Source organism: Streptomyces luteireticuli (assembly GCF_041519305.1).
GTDB classification, from domain to species: Bacteria; Actinomycetota; Actinomycetes; order Streptomycetales; family Streptomycetaceae; genus Streptomyces; species Streptomyces luteireticuli.
Map to the genome: position 1 here is coordinate 6,444,085 of NZ_CP167927.1, position 20,965 is coordinate 6,465,049.

Annotated in this window: 12 protein-coding genes; 7 read left to right on the forward strand and 5 right to left on the reverse strand. The window is 71.0% G+C overall.

All coding sequences use genetic code 11. The features are described 5' to 3' along the window. Positions 1–114: 114 nt before the first annotated feature. Positions 115–666 (forward strand): ATP-binding protein, encoded by a 552-nt coding sequence (locus AB8735_RS29000; protein ID WP_372410396.1) that lies wholly within the window; start codon positions 115–117, stop codon positions 664–666. A gap of 59 nt (positions 667–725) precedes the next feature. On the opposite strand, the gene AB8735_RS29005 is transcribed toward AB8735_RS29000, so the two are convergent. Beyond that, positions 726–1,784, reverse strand: coding sequence for a DUF2637 domain-containing protein (locus AB8735_RS29005; RefSeq protein WP_344019669.1), 1,059 nt, complete (start codon positions 1,782–1,784; stop codon positions 726–728). A 481-nt stretch (positions 1,785–2,265) separates the two neighbouring features. On the opposite strand from AB8735_RS29005, the gene AB8735_RS29010 reads away from it, so the two are divergent. Beyond that, positions 2,266–3,036 carry a GntR family transcriptional regulator gene (locus AB8735_RS29010; RefSeq protein ID WP_372410397.1) on the forward strand — a complete coding sequence of 257 codons (771 nt, stop codon included), beginning with the start codon at positions 2,266–2,268 and terminating at the stop codon, positions 3,034–3,036. A 4-nt stretch (positions 3,037–3,040) separates the two neighbouring features. Here the strand turns inward: AB8735_RS29010 and AB8735_RS29015 are convergent, their stop codons facing one another. Next, on the reverse strand, positions 3,041–3,862 hold the full coding sequence (locus AB8735_RS29015; protein WP_372410398.1) for a hypothetical protein: 822 nt from the start codon (positions 3,860–3,862) through the stop codon (positions 3,041–3,043). 297 nt (positions 3,863–4,159) lie between these two features. On the opposite strand from AB8735_RS29015, the gene AB8735_RS29020 reads away from it, so the two are divergent. Beyond that, positions 4,160–6,160: a GTP-binding protein gene (locus AB8735_RS29020; protein WP_372410399.1), complete on the forward strand. Its 2,001-nt coding sequence runs from the start codon at positions 4,160–4,162 to the stop codon at positions 6,158–6,160. A gap of 97 nt (positions 6,161–6,257) precedes the next feature. Here the strand turns inward: AB8735_RS29020 and AB8735_RS29025 are convergent, their stop codons facing one another. Together AB8735_RS29025 and AB8735_RS29030 are read right to left on the reverse strand one after the other, a co-directional pair. Continuing rightward, positions 6,258–7,157 (reverse strand): FG-GAP repeat domain-containing protein, encoded by a 900-nt coding sequence (locus AB8735_RS29025; protein ID WP_372410400.1) that lies wholly within the window; start codon positions 7,155–7,157, stop codon positions 6,258–6,260. Positions 7,158–7,272: 115 nt separating this feature from the next. Further along, positions 7,273–7,995, reverse strand: a complete 723-nt coding sequence (locus AB8735_RS29030; protein WP_372410402.1) for a LuxR C-terminal-related transcriptional regulator — start codon at positions 7,993–7,995, stop codon at positions 7,273–7,275. Between the two features lie 200 nt (positions 7,996–8,195). Here AB8735_RS29030 and AB8735_RS29035 point away from each other — a divergent pair, with 200 nt between their 5' ends. Together AB8735_RS29035 and AB8735_RS29040 are read left to right on the forward strand one after the other, a co-directional pair. Further along, positions 8,196–11,336, forward strand: coding sequence for a cytochrome P450 (locus tag AB8735_RS29035; RefSeq protein WP_372410404.1), 3,141 nt, complete (start codon positions 8,196–8,198; stop codon positions 11,334–11,336). Positions 11,337–11,358: 22 nt separating this feature from the next. Further along, the gene (locus AB8735_RS29040) at positions 11,359–12,402 is read left to right on the forward strand and encodes a zinc-binding dehydrogenase (RefSeq protein WP_372410405.1); all 1,044 of its coding nucleotides are present in this window, start codon (positions 11,359–11,361) and stop codon (positions 12,400–12,402) included. Positions 12,403–12,423: 21 nt separating this feature from the next. Here AB8735_RS29040 and AB8735_RS29045 read toward each other — a convergent pair whose 3' ends face one another. After that, positions 12,424–13,140: a helix-turn-helix domain-containing protein gene (locus AB8735_RS29045; RefSeq protein ID WP_372410406.1), complete on the reverse strand. Its 717-nt coding sequence runs from the start codon at positions 13,138–13,140 to the stop codon at positions 12,424–12,426. Positions 13,141–13,454: 314 nt separating this feature from the next. On the opposite strand from AB8735_RS29045, the gene AB8735_RS29050 reads away from it, so the two are divergent. Continuing rightward, positions 13,455–13,835, forward strand: a complete 381-nt coding sequence (locus tag AB8735_RS29050; RefSeq protein WP_372410407.1) for an SgcJ/EcaC family oxidoreductase — start codon at positions 13,455–13,457, stop codon at positions 13,833–13,835. A 218-nt stretch (positions 13,836–14,053) separates the two neighbouring features. Continuing rightward, complete coding sequence (locus tag AB8735_RS29055) at positions 14,054–20,965, forward strand: RHS repeat-associated core domain-containing protein (protein WP_372410409.1); 6,912 nt, start codon at positions 14,054–14,056, stop codon at positions 20,963–20,965.

Below are 20,965 nucleotides of genomic sequence, written 5' to 3' on the forward strand. Positions count from 1 at the left end.
GATCGTGACCGATGTTGAGAAGTCAACAGGAGTCGTTCCGCCGGGCGCGGGGCATGCATTTGCCGTGAGCCTGTTCGATGCCGGGGCGCCGGGGAGGGGTCGGGGCGGACGGAAATGAAAAGGCGGACTGCACGCTGGGAGGGCGCGGGGAACCGCGAAGGTCGGGAAGGGTCCGCGGACGGCACGGCTTCGGAAGAGGTGAGGAAAGGGGGGCACGAGCCGTGCTGGGAAAGACGGCTCCGGCGCGGTGACCTGGCCGCCGTCGCGGAGACGCGGGCCGGACTGCGCCGGTTCCTGGAGCACTGGGGAGCGCCCGGGCGGGCCGAGACCGCCGAACTGCTGACGAGTGAGCTGGTCACCAATGCCCTGCTGCACACGGACGGCGGTGCGGTGGTGAGCGCGGTCCTCACCGGCGGCCCCGCCGCCCTCGCCAAGGGACTGCTGCGCGTGGAGGTGCGGGACCTCTTCTCCCGGCGCCCGGTGCCGCGCGCGTTCCCGGCGGTGCCGGACCCCCGGAAACCCGGGGACGGGAGTGCCGACGCGGCCGGGACCGCGACCTCCGGACGCGGGCTGCTGCTCGTCGACTCCCTCGCGGACTGCTGGGGTGTACGGGCCCACGGAGTGGGAAAGGCCGTGTGGTTCGAGCTCGACGCCGAGGACCGCTGACGGTCATGGGCGTCTGCCGGCCGCTCCGCTCCGAGCCGGAGGGGCCCGGAGGGAGCGGGTCAGCCGATCTGCTTGGCGATGCGCGCCAGCTTCTCCTCCAGCGTGTCGAGCCGCTGGATGGGCTGGGTGTCGTCCTCGGCGGTCAGGTCGATCGCCTGGCCGGACCCGGGCCGGTTCACCGCCTGGAACGGACGATTGTGCAGGGGGAACTGCTCCGGGTCGGTTATGGAAGGCTCCGCCCCGGACTGCGAGCCGATCTGGGCCGGCTGCGCCGCGGCCGCCACCGCGGTCACCTCCACCTGCCGTCCGCCGCGCGCCCGCCCCCACAGGATGCGGTGCTGGCGGTTGTACGCCTTGAGCCGGGCGCGCTCCAGCTTGCCCGCCTCGCGGCGGCGCAGCCGGTGCTGCTGGCGCTGCCGCTTGTCCTCGCGGACCTCGTCGACCGCCTCGTCCAGCGTGCGCACGCCCTCCAGGAGCATCAGGGACCAGGCGCCGAACGTCTCGCGCGGGGCCCGCAGCCAGCGGACTATGCGGATCTGCGGCAACGGGCGGGGCACCAGGCCCTGTTCGCGCAGCGCGGCCCGGCGGGTCTGCTTGAGCGCGCGGTCGAAGAGGACCGCCGCCGACAGCGACATGCCGGCGAAGAACTGCGGTGCGCCCGCGTGGTCCATCCCGCGGGGCGCGTGCACCCAGTTGAACCAGGCCGCCGCACCCGCGAAGGTCCACACCAGCATCCGGGAGCCGAGCGCCGCGTCGCCGTGGCTGGCCTCGCGCACGGCGAGCACCGAGCAGAACATGGCCGCGCCGTCGAGTCCGAAGGGCACCAGATACTCCCAGCCGCCCCACAGGCCCAGGTTCTGCCGTCCGAAGCCGACCAGGCCGTGGAAGGAGAGCGCGGCGGCGACCGCCGCGCAGCAGAAGAGGAGCACGTAGGAGGCGCTGCCGTAGAGGGCTTCCTTGCGCCTTCTGCGTTCCTCGGTGCGTTCCCAGGAATCGGTGGCCGCCAGGTCGTCCGGGCCGTTCTTGCCCCGGGCGTACACCGTCACCGCCACCACGGCTCCGGCGAGCGCCACGGCGCTGGGCAGAACCCAATTCAGCGGTATGTCGGTCACTCTCATCTTCTCGCGTCCCTTGCATCGCGGTACGGCCTTTCGCGCGCCATCCTGACGGAATCGGCCCGGGAGCCAAGGGGTTTCGTGGCAACTCCCCGCCAATGGACGCCAAGGGCATACGGATAGGTGTGTATCCTCTCGAACGCCATTCAGCGGCAAGGGAATTGTGTTCTCATCAATCCACTCGTCCGGGTGGATTCAGCTCGGTCGCCTTGCGGTCGGGTGCCGGGTGCGCTCTGCGTCACCGGCCCGGGGCTGCGCCCCTTCGCCCGGCAGGGCGGAACGGATGCGAGGGCCGTGAGGGCGGTGCGGCCGGGGTGGCGTGACCGGGCCGTTGTGACCGGGGTGGTGCGGCCAGCGGGTGGACATCCTGGACCATCGTCTGGCAAAGGGGTACAGGTAAGGCTTACCTTGCTCATGTCCACCGGGGTTTGAACTGCCGGACATGCCGCCTATGGTTCGAAGGAACATCGAGGAGGACCCCCCCATGGAGCAGGGCAGACCCCACCCCGCCGTGCCGCGTCAGCGCACCGAAGGACCCGGCGAAACCGCCCGCTTACCGCTTCCCGGGAGCGCCGCCGCCCGCGGCGAGCACATCCACGGGTGCGCCGAGGCCCCGGGCCCCGCCCGCCGGATGCCCACCCGCTACTCGGTCCGGGGCCAGGTGCTCGACGCCCTGCGCAAGGCGCTGCTCGGCGGCGAGCTCATACCCGGTGAGGTCTACTCCGGGCCCGTGCTGGCCGAGCGGTTCGGCGTCTCGGCCACCCCCGTCCGCGAGGCCATGCAGCAGCTCGTGCTGGAGGGCGCCGTCGAGGCCGTGCCCAACCGGGGCTTCCGCGTCACCAGCCGATCCGCCCGCGACCTGGCCGAACTCGCCGAGATCCGCGCCCTGTTGGAGGTGCCGGTCGTACTCCGGCTGGCCGGGGCCGTCCCCGCGGCCCGCTGGCGGGAGCTGGTGCCCCCGGCCCAGGCCGCCGCCGAGGTGGCCCGGCGCGGCGACCGCGCCGCCTACGCCGAGGCCGACCGGGCCTTCCACCGCGCCCTGCTGGGCCTGGCCGGCAACCGCCAGCTCGTCGCGGTCGCCGACGGGCTGCACCGGCGCGCCCAGTGGCCGGCCCCCGACGGCCCCGCCTCGTCCACCGCCGACCTCGTCGCCGACGCCGCCGAGCACCTGGCCCTGCTGGAAGCGCTGGCCGCGCAGGACCTGCGGACCGCGGAGGAGCTGCTGCGGGGGCACTTCACGGGGGCGGCCCGCTGAGCCGTCAGCCGTCCGCGGCCCGGGTGGGCGCCGGCGCCAGCCGGTCCGCCAGCCACGCCGGGACCCCGCCCAGCAGCCGGACCAGCCGGGCCGCCTCCGCCCGCATCCGGGCCGCCTCCGCCGGGTCGGGCAGCACGGCCGCCAGCGAGGCCAGCGCCGGGGCGATGCCCACCAGATAGCCCAGCTCCTCCCGGATGCGCAGCGACTCCGCGTAGCCGTGGCGGGCGTCCGCGAGCCGGCCGTGGTGCTCGGCCATCGCGGCCATGTGCCGCCAGGTGAAGGAGAGCAGCAGCCCGTGCCCGTGCGCCGCCGCGCCCGCGTGGGCGCGCTGGAAGGCGGCCGTGGCGTCGGACGGATTGTCGGAGAGATGCTGGGCGATCAGCCCGCGCCGGAAGTCCAGCAGGGGACGTCCGGGTGAACGGGGAGCGAGGAGCGCCGCCGCGCGCCCCAGTGCCGACCGTGCTTCGTCCGCCCGGTCGCGTACCCCCAAAAGGGTGGCCGCGTAGGCGAGATGACCCCGTTCGCAGGCCGTGGCCCCGCGCTCCTCGTCGTCCGTGGCCAGCGCCTCCGCCGCCCGCAGCGCGTCCTCGGCGGCCCCCCAGCCCCCGCCCGTGAACATGCACCGCTCCACCAGGACGGCCGTCCGCCAGCGCGCGGCGCCCGGATCGGACGCCGCCCGCGGGGCGATGAGCGCGGCCGCGTCCTCCCAGCAGGCGCGCGAGCGCAGCCGCCATACAGCGCGCTCCAGCGGCCCGTCCTGCGGACCGGGGCCCTTCGGCCCCCATGGCTCCGTCAACCCCGATTTCCGCATGGCGGTGTCCGCCACAGTGCCCTCCCCAAGCGCGCCGTCGAGCTGGAAGCCTGCACCGATCACAGCACGAAGATGCGCACCCGGCCAAGAGCCCGGTGTGAACCAATTCACAAAGGAGGGTGGGGAGTTCGTTCGAACACGGTGTCGCCCCGTCGGCCCGCCGCTCGAAAACCACTCGCGCGTCCCGCCCGCCGCTGGCAGCATGACCGCCGCACCGTCCGTCACCCGGAGGAGAGATCCCACAGATGCGCCAGGCCCTCGAAAACCCCCAGCGTCCCTTCCTGACGAACGTTTTCGAGGACTCCTCCGCCCATGCGCACTCCGCACACCTCCGCGCACACCTCCGCCACGGTGAACATCGGCATCCTGGCCCACGTCGACGCCGGTAAGACCAGCCTCACCGAGCGCCTGCTCTTCGACACCGGGGCCATCGACCGGCTCGGCAGCGTCGACGCCGGCACCACCCGCACCGACACCGGCGCCGTCGAACGCCGCCGCGGCATCACCGTCCGCACCGCCGTCGCCTCCTTCACCACCGGCGGCCTGCACGTCAACCTCATCGACACGCCCGGCCACGGCGACTTCACCGCCGAGGTGGAGCGCGCCCTCGGCGTGCTCGACGCGGCGGTGCTCGTGCTGTCCGCCGTCGAGGGCGTCCAGGCGCGGACCCGGGTGCTGATGCGGAGCCTGCGCCGGCTCGGCCTGCCCACGCTGGTCTTCGTCAACAAGACCGACCGCACCGGGGCCCGGGAGGACGCGACGCTCGCCGCGATCCGCGCCGGCCTCACCCCGCGCGTCGTCCCCATGGCCACCGTCCGCGCCATCGGCACCCGGGACGCCCGCACGGTTCCGCACTCCTTCGACGACCCGGCCTTCCGCGAACGCGTGGCCGAGGCCCTCGCCGAGGACGACGACGGCGTGCTCGCCGAACTCGTCGACGGCCGCGTCCCCGACGCGGACCGGCTGCGGACCGGTCTCGCCGACCACACGGCGCGCGGTCTGCTGCACCCCCTCTACTTCGGCTCGGCCCTCTCCGGACAGGGCATCGGCCACCTCCTCGACGGCATCGCGCGATGGCTGCCGCCCGCGCGGGGCGACTCGGCCGGCGAGCCGCGCGGCACGGTCTTCGCCGTCGAACGCGCCCCCTCCGGAGAGAAGACCGCGTATCTGCGGCTCTTCTCCGGCACCCTCGACCGGCGCGCCCGCGTCACCCTCCACCGGCGCGAGCCCGACGGCACCCTCGCCGAGCACGGCGGCCGGGTCACCGGCCTCGACGTCGCCGGCCTCGGCATCGCCGACGGGGATCGCCACCGGCTGACACCGGGCGGCATCGCCACGATCCGCGGCCTGCCGGCGGTGCGCGTCGGCGACCGGCTGGGGGCGAACGGAGGCCACCCGGAGGCCGTCTTCGCACCGCCGACCCTGGAGTCGGTCGTCCGCCCGTCGCGCCCGGCCGACGCGTCCCGTCTCCACGCGGCGCTCGCCGCGCTCGCCGACCAGGATCCGCTGATCGCCACCCGCCCCCTGCCGGACGGCGCCGGCACCTCCGTCCTGCTCTACGGCGAGGTCCAGAAGGAGGTCCTCGCGGCCACGCTCGCCGAGGAGTTCGGCGTCGAGGCCGTCTTCGAGGAGAGCCGCCCGGTCTTCCACGAGCGGCCCATGGGGACCGGCGCCGCGTACGAGGGCATCGACCGCCGTACGACCGCCGCCTTCTGGGCCACGATCGGGCTGCGCGTCGATCCCGGCGCACCCGGCTCCGGCACCGTCTTCCGCCGCGAGACCGAACTCGGCGCACTGCCCGCCGGGTTCGACCGCGCCATCGAGGAGACCGCCCGGCGCACTCTCCAACAGGGCCTCTATGGCTGGCCGGTGACGGATGTCGTCATCACCCTCACCCACTCCGGCTACGCCAGCCCCGTCAGCACGGGCACCGACTTCCGCCGCCTTACGCCCCTGGTGCTGATGCGCGCCCTGGCGGAGGCGGGAACGGGTGTCTACGAGCCGTGCCACACCTACGAACTGGAGGTGCCCTCCGACGCGTTGAGCGCGGCGACGGGCCTGCTCGCCGAACAGGGAGCGACTGTCGGCGATACCGTCCCCGCCGCGGCCGGCTGGCTGATCCGGGGTGTCGTCCCCGCCCGCCGGGTCGCCGCCGTGGAGCGGCGCCTGCCGGGAGTGGCCCGGGGCGAGGCGGCCTGGTGGTCGGCGCCGACCGTGGACCGCCCGCTGCCCGGGAAACCGCCGGCCCGTGAGCGCTCGGGCGCCGACCCCCTCAACAGGGCCGAATATCTGCGGAGTCTGGGCCGCGCGTGAGCGTGCCCCCGGGGGCTCCTTCCCCTCCGAGGAGCCCCCGGGAATCTGCGCAGTCCCCGGGGGGCCGGGGAGCCCCCCGGAAATCCGGGGACCTCCGTCAGAAGACGAGCCGGTACTGGTTCCAGCCGGAGTTGCCTATCTTCTCCTTGGCCTTGAAGGGGGCGGACGCCTTGCCGGTGCCCTTGTAGCGCCACAGGGCACCGGACTTGTCGCGGACCACCAGGTCGCTGTGGCCGTCCCAGTCCGTGTCGCCCGCGCCGTGGATCAGGTTGTACTGGTTCCAGCCGGCGCCGATCTTCGTCCGGGCCTCGAAGGGCTTCTTCCAGTCACCCGTGCCCTTGTAGAGCCAGAGCACGCCGTCCTTGTCCCGGGCGACGACGTCCGCCTTGCCGTCGCCGGTCAGGTCGCCCTTGCCGGTGATCTGGGTGTACTGACCCCAGCCGCCCCCGATCTGCTTCGCGCCGGTGAACGAGCCGTCGGGCTTGGCCAGATGGAGCCAGAGCACGCCCTTCTTGTCACGGGTCAGCAGGTCGGGCTGCTTGCCGCCGCCGAGGTTGCCGGGGGAGAAGAAGACGTCGTACTTCTCGAATCCGGAGGCGATCTTGCGCTCGGTCTGTTCCTCGAGCGGCCGCTGGAGGATCACCGAGCCGTCACCGGTGAGGAAGTAGGTGTCCCCCATGGGGATCCCGTCCTGGTCCATGTCGACCTGGGTCGCGGCGCGGGTGTTCCGCTCGTCGTCGAACATCTGGATGCGCTTCTCCAGCTTGCCCTTGACGTCCCACGTGTAGAAGAAGGTCTTGCCGGCCTGGTCCATCGTCTCCAGCGAGAAGTACGGCGCTCCGGCCGAACCGGCCTTCATCGCCCGTGCCTTCTGCTGCTGGACGGCGGCCGCGGCCTTCCCCGGCGCCTCGTCGGCGGCCGCGGCGCCCGCCGCGGTACCGGCCAGGGCCGCGGCGGCGACGGCCACGGCGACGAGGCGGCTGCTGTTTCGCGTCACGTCGTTCTCCGGATCAATGAGTGAACGGGCACACGGACTTGGACTCATCTGACGACGAGTCAGGCCCGTTCGTGTGCCCACATCATTTCACAAACTCGATGCGTGTCAACTCGGTTCACAGATGCTTTGTTGTCATGGGCGGCCACGTCGTAGGGGACAGCAGGCCCAGCGTGTACGCCCTGGCCACCAGCGCCGTCCGGTTCGGGACGCCCAGCCGGCGGGTCAGCCGCACGAGGTGGTAGTTCACACCGTCGGCGCTGAGCCCGACCGCCCGGGCGACCACGGAGGTGGTGCAGCCCGCGGCGACCAGCTCCACGATGCGGGCCTCCTGCGGGCTCAGGGCGACCGCCGTCCCCGCGTCGCCCGGCGGCGCCGACACGGGCCGCTCCCCGTCGACGCGGAGGGTCGCCAGCAGGGGCGGTGACGTGCCCCCGGGATCGCTGACCGGTTCGACGGTGAGCTGTCCCTCGTACTCCGTCCCGGCCGCGGCCCAGCGCACGCGGACCGGGTAGCGCGAACGCCGTCCGTGCTTCAAGGCGGCGTCGATCCGGGCCAGTTGTCCCCCTTCGGTGGGGGTGAACAGATCGAGCAGGTTGCGGCCCGTCAGCCGCCCCGGCGTGACGTCCCAGAGCGCCGCCAGGGCCGGGTTCGCGCCGGTGATCCGGCCCTCGGTGGTGCTGATCGCGGTCGGCACCGGCATGCGGTCGAGCAGATTGAGGAAGCGGGTGCGCCATACGGCGGCGTCCGCCTCGGGGTCCGACGGATCCGTACCAGAGGTCCCAGGCGCCCCCGACCCCCCCGAAGCCGGTCCACCGCCCGCTTCCCGTCCTTCGCGCATCGCGCCCTCACTCCTCCCGCCGCCCCGCTGTCCTTAGCCCACCAGCGCCCGGAGCGGGCGGAACGACGCGGTGCGGCCACTACAGGATCGTGTAGTTCTCGCCGACGACCGGCCGCCGCGCGGCGGAATCGTGGAGGCAGCAGCCGGCCGGCGACTCCGCCCGGCCGACGAGTCCACCCGGAACCCGGAGGAGACCTCCCATGACCCACCGCGAGCCGCCCCTCGTCGACGTCTCGGAGACGGGACTCACCAGTACGCCGGTCCAGCAGGCCATGGCCCTCGCCCGGGAGCACGGCCCGGTCTTCCGGCGGCGGTTCCACGACCGCGAGACGGTGCTGGTCTCGTCCTACGCGCTCGTCGACGAGCTCTCCGACGAGACGCGCTTCGCCAAGGCCGTCGGCCCCGCCCTGCGGAACGTCCGCGGCATCACCGCCGACGGCCTCTTCACCGCCTACAACGACGAGCCCAACTGGGCCAAGGCGCACGACATCCTGCTCCCCGCCTTCGCCATGGGCTCGATGCGCACCTACCACCCGACGATGCTGCGGGTGTGCCGCCGCCTCATCGCCTCCTGGGACGCGCACCTCGCGCAGGGCGAACCGGTGGACGTCCCGGCCGACATGACCCGGATGACGCTCGACACCATCGGCCTGGCCGGGTTCGGCTACGACTTCGCGTCCTTCGGCCGTCCCGAACCGCATCCGTTCGTCCAGGCGCTCGTGCGGTCCCTGGCGCACAGCCAGGCGGCCCTGTCCCGCGTTCCCGGCCGGGATTACGCGGCGGAGGACCGGGCCTTCCGGGCCGACGCCGACTTCCTCGCCGGGGTCGTCGACGAGGTGATCGGACAGCGCAAGGCCGACGGGGACGCCCGGGCCGACGACCTGCTGGGGCTGATGCTGCACTCCCCGCACCCCGCCGACGGGACCGTCCTGGACGAGGCCAACATCCGCAACCAGGTCATCACCTTCCTCATCGCGGGCCACGAGACCACCTCCGGCACCCTGTCCTTCGCCCTCCACCACCTCCTGAAGAACCCGGCCGCGCTCCACCTCGCCCAGGCCGAGGTGGACACACTGTGGGGCGACGACCCCGACCCCGAGCCGGCCTTCGAGGACATCGGCAGGCTCCGGTACGTACGCCAGATCCTCAACGAGACGCTGCGGCTCTGGCCGACCGCGGCGGCCTTCGGGCGCGAGGCCCGCGCCGACACCGTCATCGGCGGCACGTACCCGGTCCGGGCGGGGCAACAGCTGACCGTGCTCACCCCGATGCTGCACCGCGACCCGGTGTGGGGCGACAACGTGGAGGAGTTCGACCCGGACCGCTTCGCGCCGGAGGCCGAGGCCGCCCGCCCGGCCAACGCGTACAAGCCCTTCGGTACGGGCGAAAGGGCCTGCATCGGGCGGCAGTTCGCGCTGCACGAGGCGACGATGCTGCTGGCGCTGCTGATCCACCGGTACCGGTTCGTCGACCACGGGCGCTATGTGCTCGACGTCAAGGAGACGCTCACCCTCAAGCCCGAGGGCTTCACTCTCACCCTCGCGCGCCGCACCCCCGGGGCCCGCGCGTCGGCACCGTCGGCGGAGGAGGAGCCGCGGCAGGACGGGCTGCCGACCCGTGCCGCCACCGGCTCCACGCTCACCGTCCTGCACGGCTCCAACTTCGGCACCTGCCGTGGCTACGCCGAGGAACTCGCCGAGACCTTCGCGGACCTGGGCTTCGGGGCCACCGTCGCCCCGCTCGGCGAACGCGCCGGGAAGCTGCCCGCCGGCGCCCCCGTCGTCATCGTCGCGGCCTCCTACAACGGACAGCCCACGGACGACGCGGCCGCCTTCGTCTCCTGGCTCGCGGAGGCGGACGCGGGCGCCGCCGACGGCGTCCCGTACTGCGTCCTGGGGGTGGGGGACCGCAACTGGGCGGCGACGTACCAGCGCGTGCCCACCGAAATCGACGCCCGGCTGGCAGAGTTGGGCGGCACCCGGCTGATGGAGCGCACCGAGGCGGACGCGTCCGGCGACCTCGCCGGATCGGTCGCGCGCTTCACCTCGGCGCTGCGCCGCGCCCTGCTGGAGACGTACGGCGATCCGGACACCGCCGGTTCCCCGGAGGCCGCCTCCCTTGAGTACGCCCCCGAGTACGCCCCCGAATACGCCTACGAGGTCGCCGAAGTGACCGGCGCGCCCGGAGACGCGCTCGCCGCCCGCCACGGCGTCGTCCCCCTGACCGTGACGGAGACCCGGGACCTCGCGGACCTCACCCATCCCCTCGGGCGCCCCAAGCGGTTCCTCCGCCTCGCCCTGCCCACCGGTGTCACCTACCGCACCGCCGACCACCTGGCCGTCCTGCCGGTCAACGACCCCGGAACGGTCGAGCGCGCGATCAAGGCGCTCGGCGCCGAGCCGGACACGGTGCTGAACATCCGCGCCCACCGGCCCGGCCGCGCCGCGCTCCCGCTGGACCGCCCCGTCACCGTCCACGAACTGCTGAGCCGCTACGTCGAGCTCCGGGCCCCGCTCACCCCCGAGCAGGTGGAGCGGCTCGCCGAACTCAACCCCTGCCCGCCCGAGCGGGCCGCGATGCGCCGCCCGGCCTCCCGTTCCCTCGTCGATACCGTCGAGGAACACCCCGCCCTCCGCGGCCGGTTGAGCTGGCCGCTCGTCCTCGACCTCCTCCCGCCCCTCCGCCCCCGCCACTACTCCGTCTCCTCGTCGCCCGCCGACGACCCGCACCACGCCGACCTGATGGTCTCGCTGCTCGGCGCCGGCACCTTCACGGGCGTGGGGTCCTCGTACCTGCACCGCGTACGGGCCGGTGACCGCGTCCTCGCCCGGGTGCAGCCCTGCCGGGACGCCTTCCGCGCGGAACACGACGCCCGGACGCCCCTCATCATGATCGGCGCGGGGACGGGACTGGCCCCCTTCCGCGGCGCCATCGCCGACCGCCTCGCCCTCGTCCGCCGGGACGCGCCCCTCGCCCCCGCCCTCTGCTACTTCGGCTGCGACCACCCCGACGTCGACTACCTCCACCGCACCGAACTGGAGGAGGCGGACCGGGCGGGCGCCGTGTCCATGCGACCGGTCTTCTCCAAGGCGCCGGAACACGGCCGGATGTTCGTCCAGGACCGGATCACCGCCGAAGGCGCAGAGGTCTGGCGCCTGTTGCAGGACGGGGCGAAGGTGTACGTGTGCGGGGACGGAAACCGGATGGCGCCGGGTGTACGTGCCGCCTTCCGGGCGATCCACGCGCGGCACACCGGCGGCGACGACGCCGGGGCGGAGCGGTGGTGGCAGAACCTCGTCGCGGAAGGCCGCTACGTCGAAGACGTCCACACCTCCAAGTGACCATCCCTCTCCGGAGATCCCCATGACCACCATGCGCGCAGCCCGCTTCTCCACCGCCACCGGCGAACTGTCCGTACAGGACGTACCCGTTCCGCGCCCCGCCCCCGGCGAGGCGCTCGTCAAGGTCGCCGCCTGCGGCATCTGCCACTCCGACCTGTCGCTGCTGCACGGCGCCGCCCCCTCCCGTCTGCCCGTCATCACCCCCGGCCACGAGGCCTCCGGCACCATCGCCGGACTCGGCTCCCCGGCCCCGGGATGGAGCGAGGGCGACCGGGTCGTCGTCGCGGCGGGACGGGCCTGCGGCCAGTGCGGCGCCTGCGTCTCCGGCGCCGCCTGGGACGACTGCCGCGACCTGCGGGTGATGGCCTTCGACTACGACGGCGCCTGGGCCGAGTACGTCGTCGTCCCCGTCGCCGCCCTCACCCGCGTCCCCGAGGGCATCCCGATGGAACAGGCGGCCGTCGTCGCCGACGCCGTCTCCACCCCCTACGCGGCCGCGGTCGAGACCGCCCGGCTGCGCCCCGCTTCCGCCGTCGGCATCTGGGGCCTGGGCGGCGTCGGCGCCCATCTGGTCCAGATCGTCCGGCTGTTGGGCGCGGCCCCGGTCATCGCCCTCGACCCCCTGCCGGAGGCCCGCCGCCGCGCCCTCGACCTCGGCGCCGACCACGCCCTGGACCCCATGGCCGAGGACGTACCGCGGCGGATCCGCGAACTCACGGGCGGCAACGGCCTGGACACGGCCTTCGACGTCGTGGCCCGTCGCACCACGATGCGACAGGCCCGCCTCTCGCTCGCCCACCGGGGACACCTGGTGCTCGTAGGCGTCTCCACGGACACCGTGGACCTGGGCCCGGAGGCGGAGTATGCCATCGGCCGCCACACCGTCTCCGGTCATCTCGGTTACCGCAAGCGGCACTTGGAGGAACTGGTGCGGCTCGTCGCGCACGGCCGGCTGGACCTGTCGCGGTCGGTGAGCGCGGTGCTGCCGCTGGAGGAGATCGCGGAGGGGGTGCGGCGGCTGGAGTCGAAGGAGGGGAATCCGATCAGGGTGGTGATCCGGCCCTGACGGGGGAGGCGGGTCGGCGTGTCACACGCTCTGGCTTGCGCGGAAACCGCCGGGGGTGTGGCCGGTCTCGCGGACGAGGAACTTCCCGAAGTTGGTGGGCTCGGAGAAGCCGAGAGTCCGGCCGATCGCGGCGACGGGCAGCCCGGTGTGCACGAGCAGGCGTTGCGCCTCCAAGGCGACGCGGGCGTCGATGAGTTGCTTGGCCGTACGGCCGGTGGCGGCCTGGCACGCCCGGGTCAGGGTGCGCGCCGAGTAGCCGGTCCGGGCGGCGTACCTCTGCACGGAGCGGGTGACGGCGAACGAGCGCTCCAGCTCGTACCGGAAGGCGCGGAAGACCTCGCCGCCCGGGGCCGCCGAGGCGGCGCGGTCCGGGTGCGGCAGCCGGGCCAGGCGCAGCAGCACCGCGCCCAGGAGCTGGCGCAGCAGTTGGACGGTGAGGTCGGCGTCCGCGTCCTCACGAGGGTTGTCCACGGTGTGGTACTCGGCCGCGATCTCGGACAGGGCCCGGTCGAGCGCCTCGTAGTCACCCGGGGACAACGTCCAGCCGGCCGGGCCGAAGCCGTCGAGAAGGGACGCGGTCAGGGGCAGGCGTGGGGGGAAGGCGGCGGTGAAGAGCACCAGTACGGCGTCCAGTTCGGCCGGACGGCCCGTCGGATCGGCCGGGAACCGCTGCACCTGCCCGGGCCGTATGTGCAGCAGCCTGCGCGGCGCACAGGGCTGGGGGACGAAATCGACCATCGCGGTTCCCTCGCCGCCCCGTACGAGCAGCAGCTGATGGAAGTCCGGCCGGCTTGCGGTGCCGGCGACCGACCTCCTCAAACGGCGACGCAGGGCATCGAATGTCAGGACCTCGATTCCGAGCTGAGGGCGGTCGGGATTGTGATAGGCGATCTCGACGGGATCGTGTTGTCCAACTTCAACCATGGCGGGTCCGGACTCTACCTCGCTGAGGGAGCCCCCTGGCATGGATCGTGGAGGCATCGCGGCGCCGCTGCCGATCCGAGGCCGGCGGGCACGCACACATCGAACACATCGAAGAGGGACCCATCACCATGAAGTCTGCGATCACCGATCCCGCACAGCTGCCCGGCGCGTTCCAGGACGCCCTCAACAGCGGTGACGTCGAAGGCGTCCTGGCCCTGCTCGCCCCCGGGGCCACCATGCGCACGGTGGCGGGCCAGGTCATCACCGGCCATCAAGCGCTGCGTCAGGAGATCAGCGGGACGGTCGCCGCCCGTGGACAGCTCACCAACGTCCCCCGGCACGCTCTGGTCGGCGCCGACACCGCGCTGCTCGTCACCGACTGGACCCTCGAAGTCACCGCCCCCGACGGAGAGCGCGTCGCTCCGACCGGTACCACGGCCAACGTGGCGTGCCGAGGTGCCGACGGCTACTGGAGGTTCGCCGTGCTCAACCCACTGGGGACGGCCTGAGCGCGAGGACGCGGCGGTCTTTACCCGAACCGGCCCGCCCGGCCGGTGCTGTTCAGGGCGCTTCAACTCGCCAACGGGCTGAATTCAGCGGGGACTTACTCCCGTTGCCCTACTCCTTGTTTTCTCCGCCCGGAGTATCGACTGTGCAGAGATGTCATGGAATTGTGCTGAGGCTGTGAGGCTCGTGACTGCCCGGACTGCCGAGTTGTGGGGAGGGCATGGTGCGCTTGCACGGCGAGCGTGTCCTGGTGCGTGTGCCTGCGTGGTGGCGGCTGTTCACCGTGGGCGTGGTGCTCATCGCGTTCACGACGGGCACTGCACCAGCGGACGCGGCACCGCGTCGGATACCGGACCTGCCTGCGACGATCGGCCCTTCCACGCCGGGGCAAGCGCTCGTACCGCCCGGCCTCCAGCCATCCCGCAAGGGCAACAGAACGTCGGCCGGCAACGGCCCGGGGCCCACTACGGACTCGGCGGTCTACGCCTATGACGCCGCCGGCCGGCTGGTGGGCGTAACGGATCCGAAGGGGGAAACGGCCCACTACCGGTACGACGCCGCGGGCAACAGGCTGGGCATCGACCGGTACGGCTCCGGCACCCTGTCGGTGCTGTCCGTGGTGCCGACGCGTGCCCGGGCGGGGACCAAGGTCACGGTCTCCGGCACAGGATTCGCCTCGGTCGCGGCGGACAACAGGGTCTCCTTCGCGGGCAAGGACGCCGAGGTCGTCTCGGCTTCGGCGACCCGGCTGGTGGTCACCGTGCCGAACGACGTCCCGGCGGGAAAGGTGTCGGTGTCGGCGGGCGGGACCACGGCCGAGTCCCAGGAACCGTTCGCGCCCGCCCCGGACGCCCCGCGCATCACCAAGGTGGAACCGGCGTCCGGGCCGCCCGGCACCGAAGTCACGATCACCGGGGCGAACTTCTTCCCGGAGGCAGCCGACAATGTGGTTCGTTTCAACGGAGTTGTCGCTCGCGTACTACGCGCTGCCGAAGGGGCGCTCACCGTTCTCGTGCCCGGTGCCGCCCAGTCGGGGCGTATGGAGGTCGAGACACCGAGCGGGGCGGTCACATCGTCCGGGGACTTCACGGTCCCGCTGTCCGGAGACGAGGCGCTCTACGACACGACGGCGCGCGCATCGGCCGACGACGCGGATCCGACTCTCCTGACCGTGACGTCGAGCGGTCATCAGGCGCGGATCCTCTTCGACGCGGATCGCGGGGACTCGCTCGGCTTCGGACTCACCAACTCCACCTACCAGAAGGCAGTCGGCTTCCGCCTGGTGTCTCCCCGCGGAGAAGAGGTGGGCCTCGGAACGCTCTCGGGACGGAGCGCGAGCTGGCACGCCGCCAACCTCCAGGTCTCGGGGACCTATCAGTTCGTCCTCGACCCCAGGAAGGACAACCCGGGGTCGGTGTCCGTCCTGATCTCCAAGGCGGCGGGCGGGGAACTGAAGAGTGACGGGCCCACGGTCACCACGCAGATCTCGCGTTTCGGCCAAGGCGGCCGCTGGTCCGTCGAAGGACGGGCAGGCGAGAGCCTCGGCATCGGAGTGGAGGCCGGCGGGGCGGACGGGTACCTCCGCGGCGACCTCTACCGACCGGACGGTTCCCAAGGTGAACATCTCATAGTGCCCGGGCGGGGCAGCGCCTCATTGAGTATCCCCGCGCTGCCGCAGAGCGGGACCTATGTCCTGGTCCTGGATCCCGACAACGGTGGTACGCCGACACTGCGGCTGACCGCCTCGCACTCGGCCGATGCCGGCCGGCTGACATCGGACGGTCCGCCGCCCGTGCTGGACATGTCGCGGCCGGGCCAGGGCGGAGTGGCGACCTTCGAGGCGAAGGCAGGAGAATCCGTCAGCCTCGCGGCCACCGGGACAACTGTCAATGCGGCCGTGGACGTTCTCCAGCCCGACGGCAGGACAGCCGGTTCTTTCACCGCGATGAAGGGCCGTGACACGGACTGGGACAGCCCACCGCTCCTCGTGTCCGGCATCCACACCGTCCGTGTCACCCCCAAGAACACGGATACCGGGAAGGCGACACTCACCCTGTCCCGGCCCGTGGACCTCGGCACGCTTCCCGCCGGGGGAGACCCCGTGGCGCTCAAGGTGACGCGCGCCGGGCAGAACGGAGTGGCGTCGTTCGGCGGACGGGACGGCACCGCACCGGCGCTCTCCATCGCCGGCAACACCTTTGCCAAATCGCTCTTCGTCACGGTCCTCGCGCCTTCCGGCGCCAAGGTGTTGAACGACGGACTTGTCGGAGCCGGACGTCCGGCCACGTTCTCTCTGCCGAAGCTGTCGGAATCCGGAAATTACCGGGTGGTGATTGCGCCGCAGTTCGCGGCCACGGGTTCACTCAACTTGTCCGTCAAGGGCGCAACCGAAGTCCGGGCGTCGACCGGCCCGGCGGCCCGGCCGATGGACAGGGCTGTTATGGGACCGGACACATGGGACCCGGACCCGGCGAGCCTGGATGGCCAGGACTGGGTCACGCGTCGTGGGAGCGTACCGAAGACTCCCGGGACGCTTTGGGGCGAAGGTGACCGGACCGCACTCACCGGGCATGTCCTCAAGCTGAACGGGCTTCCGCTGGCGAAGGTGAAGGTGTCGGTCGGCAAGGTGAGTTCACTGACCGACGAGCACGGACGGTTCCTGCTCTCCGGCATTGACGAGAATGCCACGACCCTTGTCGTCGACGGCAGCACGGCGAATACGAAGGATCGTGAGTACGGGGTCTTCCACATCAGGGTGCGGCCGAAGGACCGGAAGATCGTCGAGCTCGGGTTCCCGGTATGGATGACTCCCCTGGACACCGCACACACCGTGTCGTTCGCCGCACCGGCCGAGCGGGACGTGGTGCTGAAGACCCCGAAGATACCGGGACTCGAAGTCCGCATCCCCAAGGGGTCGGTGGTCCGGGACGGGACAGGAAAGCCGGTCACCCGCTTGGGTATCACCCCCATCCCCATCGATCGTGCGCCCTATCCACTGCCCACGAATCGTGTGGTTCCGGTGTTCTTCACAGTGCAGCCGGGCGGCACCTATGTCTTCCCCAAGGGCGCACAGATCATCTACCCCAACTACACCCATGAGCCCCCGGGAACCCGGGTCGAGTTCATGGACTACGACCCCAAGGGCAAGGGCTGGTACGTCTACGGCCATGGTGCCGTGAGCCCCGACGGCCGTCAGGTGGTGCCTGATGAGAAGACCCGTGTCTGGGCCTTCCACGGGGCGATGTTCAACATCAGCGACTTGATCCCCTGGGACCTCTCGCGGATTGCGGACGTAGGCGATTGGCTGTCGGGGGACCCGGTGGACCTGGGGACAGGGCTGCTCACCGATGCCCGGACGGACCTCGCGGTCGCCGATCCGCTGGGGTCCGCCGAGGTCAACCGCACCTATTGGCAGGGCGATACGCGGAGCCGGGCCTTCGGGATCGGCCGAGACCTGTCGTACAACGCCTTCTTGAACTCGAAGGAGCAGTACAAGGAAGTCGATCTGTATCTGCCGGGCGGGCAGAGAGTGCATTATGTGCGTACCTCATCCGGGACGGGGTACAGGGACGCGGTCTTCGAACCCTCCGGCACGCCAAGTGGATTCCACGGCACGAAGATCTACTGGAACAACGCCAGCGGGTGGGATCTGCGTTTCCGGGACGGCAGTACCTGGGTCTTCCCCCAGTACGGAGCGGTGAGCGAAGTCCGCGACCGGCACGGGAACTCGGTGCGGATCGAGCGGGAGTCGTTCAACGGGCGCAAGAGCCAGGTGAATCGCATCGTGACGCCGGGCGGGCGCTGGATCGAACTGTCCTGGGACGCCCAACACCGGGTTCGTGAGGCCCGGGACAATCTGGGCCGGACCACGGGCTACACCTATGACAGCGCAGGCCGTCTGGAGACCGTGACCGATCCGGCGGGCAGGACAAGCCGCTACACCTATGACGGAAGCAGCAACCGAATCGCGTCCGCCACGGACGCCCGTGGCATCACCTACATGGCCAATGCCTACGATGCCGGCGGCCGGGTCAAGGAACAGACTCTCACCGAGGGAGCGAAGTTTTCCTTCTCCTACACCACGGACGGTACCGGCAAGGTCGCGGCAACGGAGGTCGAGAGACCGGGCGGCAGCGTTCGCAAAGTGACCTTCGATGTCGAGGGGTTCGGGGTCTCGGACACCGTGGCCCACGGTACCGACCTCGCCCGGAAGACGGTGTACGAGCGAGGGAAGAACCATCGGATCGAAGCCGTCGTCGATCCCTTCGGCAGACGCACCGAACTGCATTACGACGCCGTCGGCCACATCACGTCAACGACCGAGATGGCGGGTACTGACAAGGCCCGTGAGAGCGGCAGGACGGACTTCGACGGCCCCTTCGACCAGGTGTCCCGGTCCACCGACCGACTGGGCAACGCCACGTCCTTCGGCTACGACGTGCAGGGTGACCTGCGGACGATCACCGACGCCGAGGGACGCAGGACCGCAATCGACTACACCCCCCAAGGGCAGGTCAGCAAGGTCACCGATGCGGCCGGTGCGGTCTCCGAGTACAGCTACAGCCACGGTGAACAGGTCGCGGTGAAGGACGCCGAGGGCCGGGTGTCCCGGCAGTTCAAGGATGCCGTCGGACGGCCGACCCGTCTCTCGGACGCGGCCGGCGCGGAGAGCACGGTCGCATACGACAAGCTCAACCAGACCGTTCGCACTGCGGATCCGCTCGGCAGCAGCATCGCCTTCGGCTACGACGACAACGGCAATCTGACTTCGCTGACCGACACGCTGGGCAAGACCGCGACGTGGACGTACGACGACGCCGACCGGCAGAGGACGGCCACCGACGCGTTGAGGGCCACGGCGTCCTTCGCATACGACCTTGCAGGCCGGATCAAGCGCGCCACTGCCCGTTCCGGCAAGGCGGCGACGGTCGACTACGACCTCCTGGGGCGCCCGAAGGCCGCAGCATACGGTGTGGACGGAGGCGGTGCGGCCGAGTCCACAGCGACGTATGACTACGACGAACAGGACCGGCTCCGGCAGATCACGGATTCCGCCTCCGGTAAGCAGTCCTTCGCCTACGACGACTACGACCGCACCAAGAGCGTCCTCGGGCCGACCGGAGAAGTGACCTACGGCTACGACCAGGCCGACCGTCGGATCCAGATGACCGCTGCGGGGACCGGAACGGCTTACGGCTACGACAAGTCGGGTGTTCTCACCTCCCTCAAGTCCGGCTCCGACACTGTCTCCTTCGCTCTCGACGCGGTCGGCAGGGAGAAGACCGCCACGCTGCCCGGCGGGTGGACGCGCACCACGGATCTGGACGGCTCGGGGATCGTCAGGGCCGTCTCGTACGCCAGGTCGGGAGCTGTGGTCGGCGACTTGAACTACTCGCGGGATGAACGGGGTTTGCAGGCTGGCTTGTCCGGAAAGCTCGCCAAGGTCGCCCTTCCCGCGGCGGAAACCGGTGCGGTCTTCGACGATGCCAACCGCCTCACAACCCTGGGCGGTCGGTCCTTCGCCTACGACAAGGACGGCCGTCTGACATCGGACGGTCTGCGCGACTACACCTGGAACGCACGCGGTCAGCTGACCGGTCTGACAAGGAACGGTGCCACGTCGTCGTTCGGATACGACCCGCTGGGCGGGCGTGTGTCGAAGCAGGTGGACGGCAAGGCGTCGAAGTTCCTGACGGACAACGGCAATCCCCTTGCCGAGCTGGATGGTTCGGGTAAACCATCCGCGACCGTGACCGCCTCCGGCGTGGACCGGTTCCTCACCCGCACCGAAGGCGGCCGGACGCAGGTCTACTTGACCGATGCCATGGGCTCGGTGGTCGGCCTGGCCAACGACGACGGAACCATCGCGGCCACCTATGCGTACGACCCGAACGGCCAGGTCCAGTCGGATGGTTCGGCGTCCTCGAACCCCTATACCTTCACGGGCCGGGAGGACGACGGCACCGGCCTGCTCTACTACCGCAGCCGCTATTACGACCCGGCCACGGGACGCTTCATCTCTCAGGACCCGATAGGACAGGCCGGCGGCCCCAACCTCTACCAGTACGCCCTGTCGTCACCGACCACCTACACCGACCCGTCCGGGAACAACCCGATGATTGCCGGGTGCGTGGTGGGCGGCCTCATGGATGGCGGAATCGACTGGCTCGGACAGCGGTTGTCCGGCCGCAAGGTCAGTTGGGGGCAAGTAGCCACTTCGGCCGCGAGCGGTTGCCTGACCGGGATGTTCATGGACGGGCTGGGCGCGTTCATGGGGGCCAGGGGTGGCAGCAAGGCGGCGCAGTGTCTGAAGAACAGCTTCACGCCGGACACCCCGGTGCTGATGGCCGACGGAACGACCAAGGAGATCGCGGACGTACGGGTCGGTGACCGGGTAATCGCTACCGATCCGGAGACCGGTGAGAGCGGTGCGCGTGCGGTGACGGCGCTGATCCGGGGGGAGGGGGAGAAGCGTCTCGTCGATCTGACTATCGCCGGGCCTGGAGGTCCTGATGAGCCGAAGGCCGGACACCTCACGGCGACCGACGGGCACCCTTTCTGGGTTCCTGACCTCCACCGATGGGTGCCTGCCGAGAAGTTGAAGCCTGGCCAGTGGCTCAGGACCAGCAGCGGGACATGGGTTCAGGTTGCGGCAGTCAGCCATCGTGCAGCCAAATCTGCGGTCAACAACCTCACAGTTGTCGGACTTCACACCTACTATGTGCTGGCCGGGAATTCTCCGGTTTTGGTTCACAACTGCCGGGAGGGCTTTGCCACGGTCTACCTGGACCGAGTTGAGGGGCATGCCACCGTGAAGGTCGAGATGGGGGATGATGTGCTGCACACTGAGCAGATAGGCCGTCCAGGAACCTACGCTGTACCGGCGATCCGCACAGCGCCGCACTCACCCACGACCATCAAAGTGAGAATACCGCTACCGAACGCTGGTGGTGCGCTCGCCTATCAAGAGGTGAAGTTGGGGAAGAACCTTGGTCGGTATGATCTCGATACGAGGAGCTGCGTTACCTACTGTGCCGAGGTGCTGCAGGCCGGAGGCGTCACAGATCTCCCGGACATGACGTCATCGTTGGAGTTGACGAAATACCTGATTCGTCGCCATAACACGGGATGA

What these genes read in the sequence shown, in the direction of transcription:
- AB8735_RS29040 (WP_372410405.1), top strand. Translation starts at nt 11,359, where the DNA reads ATGACCACCATGCGCGCAGCCCGCTTCTCCACCGCCACCGGCGAACTG.
- AB8735_RS29045 (WP_372410406.1), bottom strand. Translation starts at nt 13,140, where the DNA reads ATGGTCGATTTCGTCCCCCAGCCCTGTGCGCCGCGCAGGCTGCTGCAC.
- AB8735_RS29020 (WP_372410399.1), top strand. Translation starts at nt 4,160, where the DNA reads ATGCGCACTCCGCACACCTCCGCGCACACCTCCGCCACGGTGAACATC.
- AB8735_RS29005 (WP_344019669.1), bottom strand. Translation starts at nt 1,784, where the DNA reads ATGAGAGTGACCGACATACCGCTGAATTGGGTTCTGCCCAGCGCCGTG.
- AB8735_RS29035 (WP_372410404.1), top strand. Translation starts at nt 8,196, where the DNA reads ATGACCCACCGCGAGCCGCCCCTCGTCGACGTCTCGGAGACGGGACTC.
- AB8735_RS29000 (WP_372410396.1), top strand. Translation starts at nt 115, where the DNA reads ATGAAAAGGCGGACTGCACGCTGGGAGGGCGCGGGGAACCGCGAAGGT.
- AB8735_RS29050 (WP_372410407.1), top strand. Translation starts at nt 13,455, where the DNA reads ATGAAGTCTGCGATCACCGATCCCGCACAGCTGCCCGGCGCGTTCCAG.
- AB8735_RS29030 (WP_372410402.1), bottom strand. Translation starts at nt 7,995, where the DNA reads ATGCGCGAAGGACGGGAAGCGGGCGGTGGACCGGCTTCGGGGGGGTCG.
- AB8735_RS29055 (WP_372410409.1), top strand. Translation starts at nt 14,054, where the DNA reads ATGGTGCGCTTGCACGGCGAGCGTGTCCTGGTGCGTGTGCCTGCGTGG.
- AB8735_RS29010 (WP_372410397.1), top strand. Translation starts at nt 2,266, where the DNA reads ATGGAGCAGGGCAGACCCCACCCCGCCGTGCCGCGTCAGCGCACCGAA.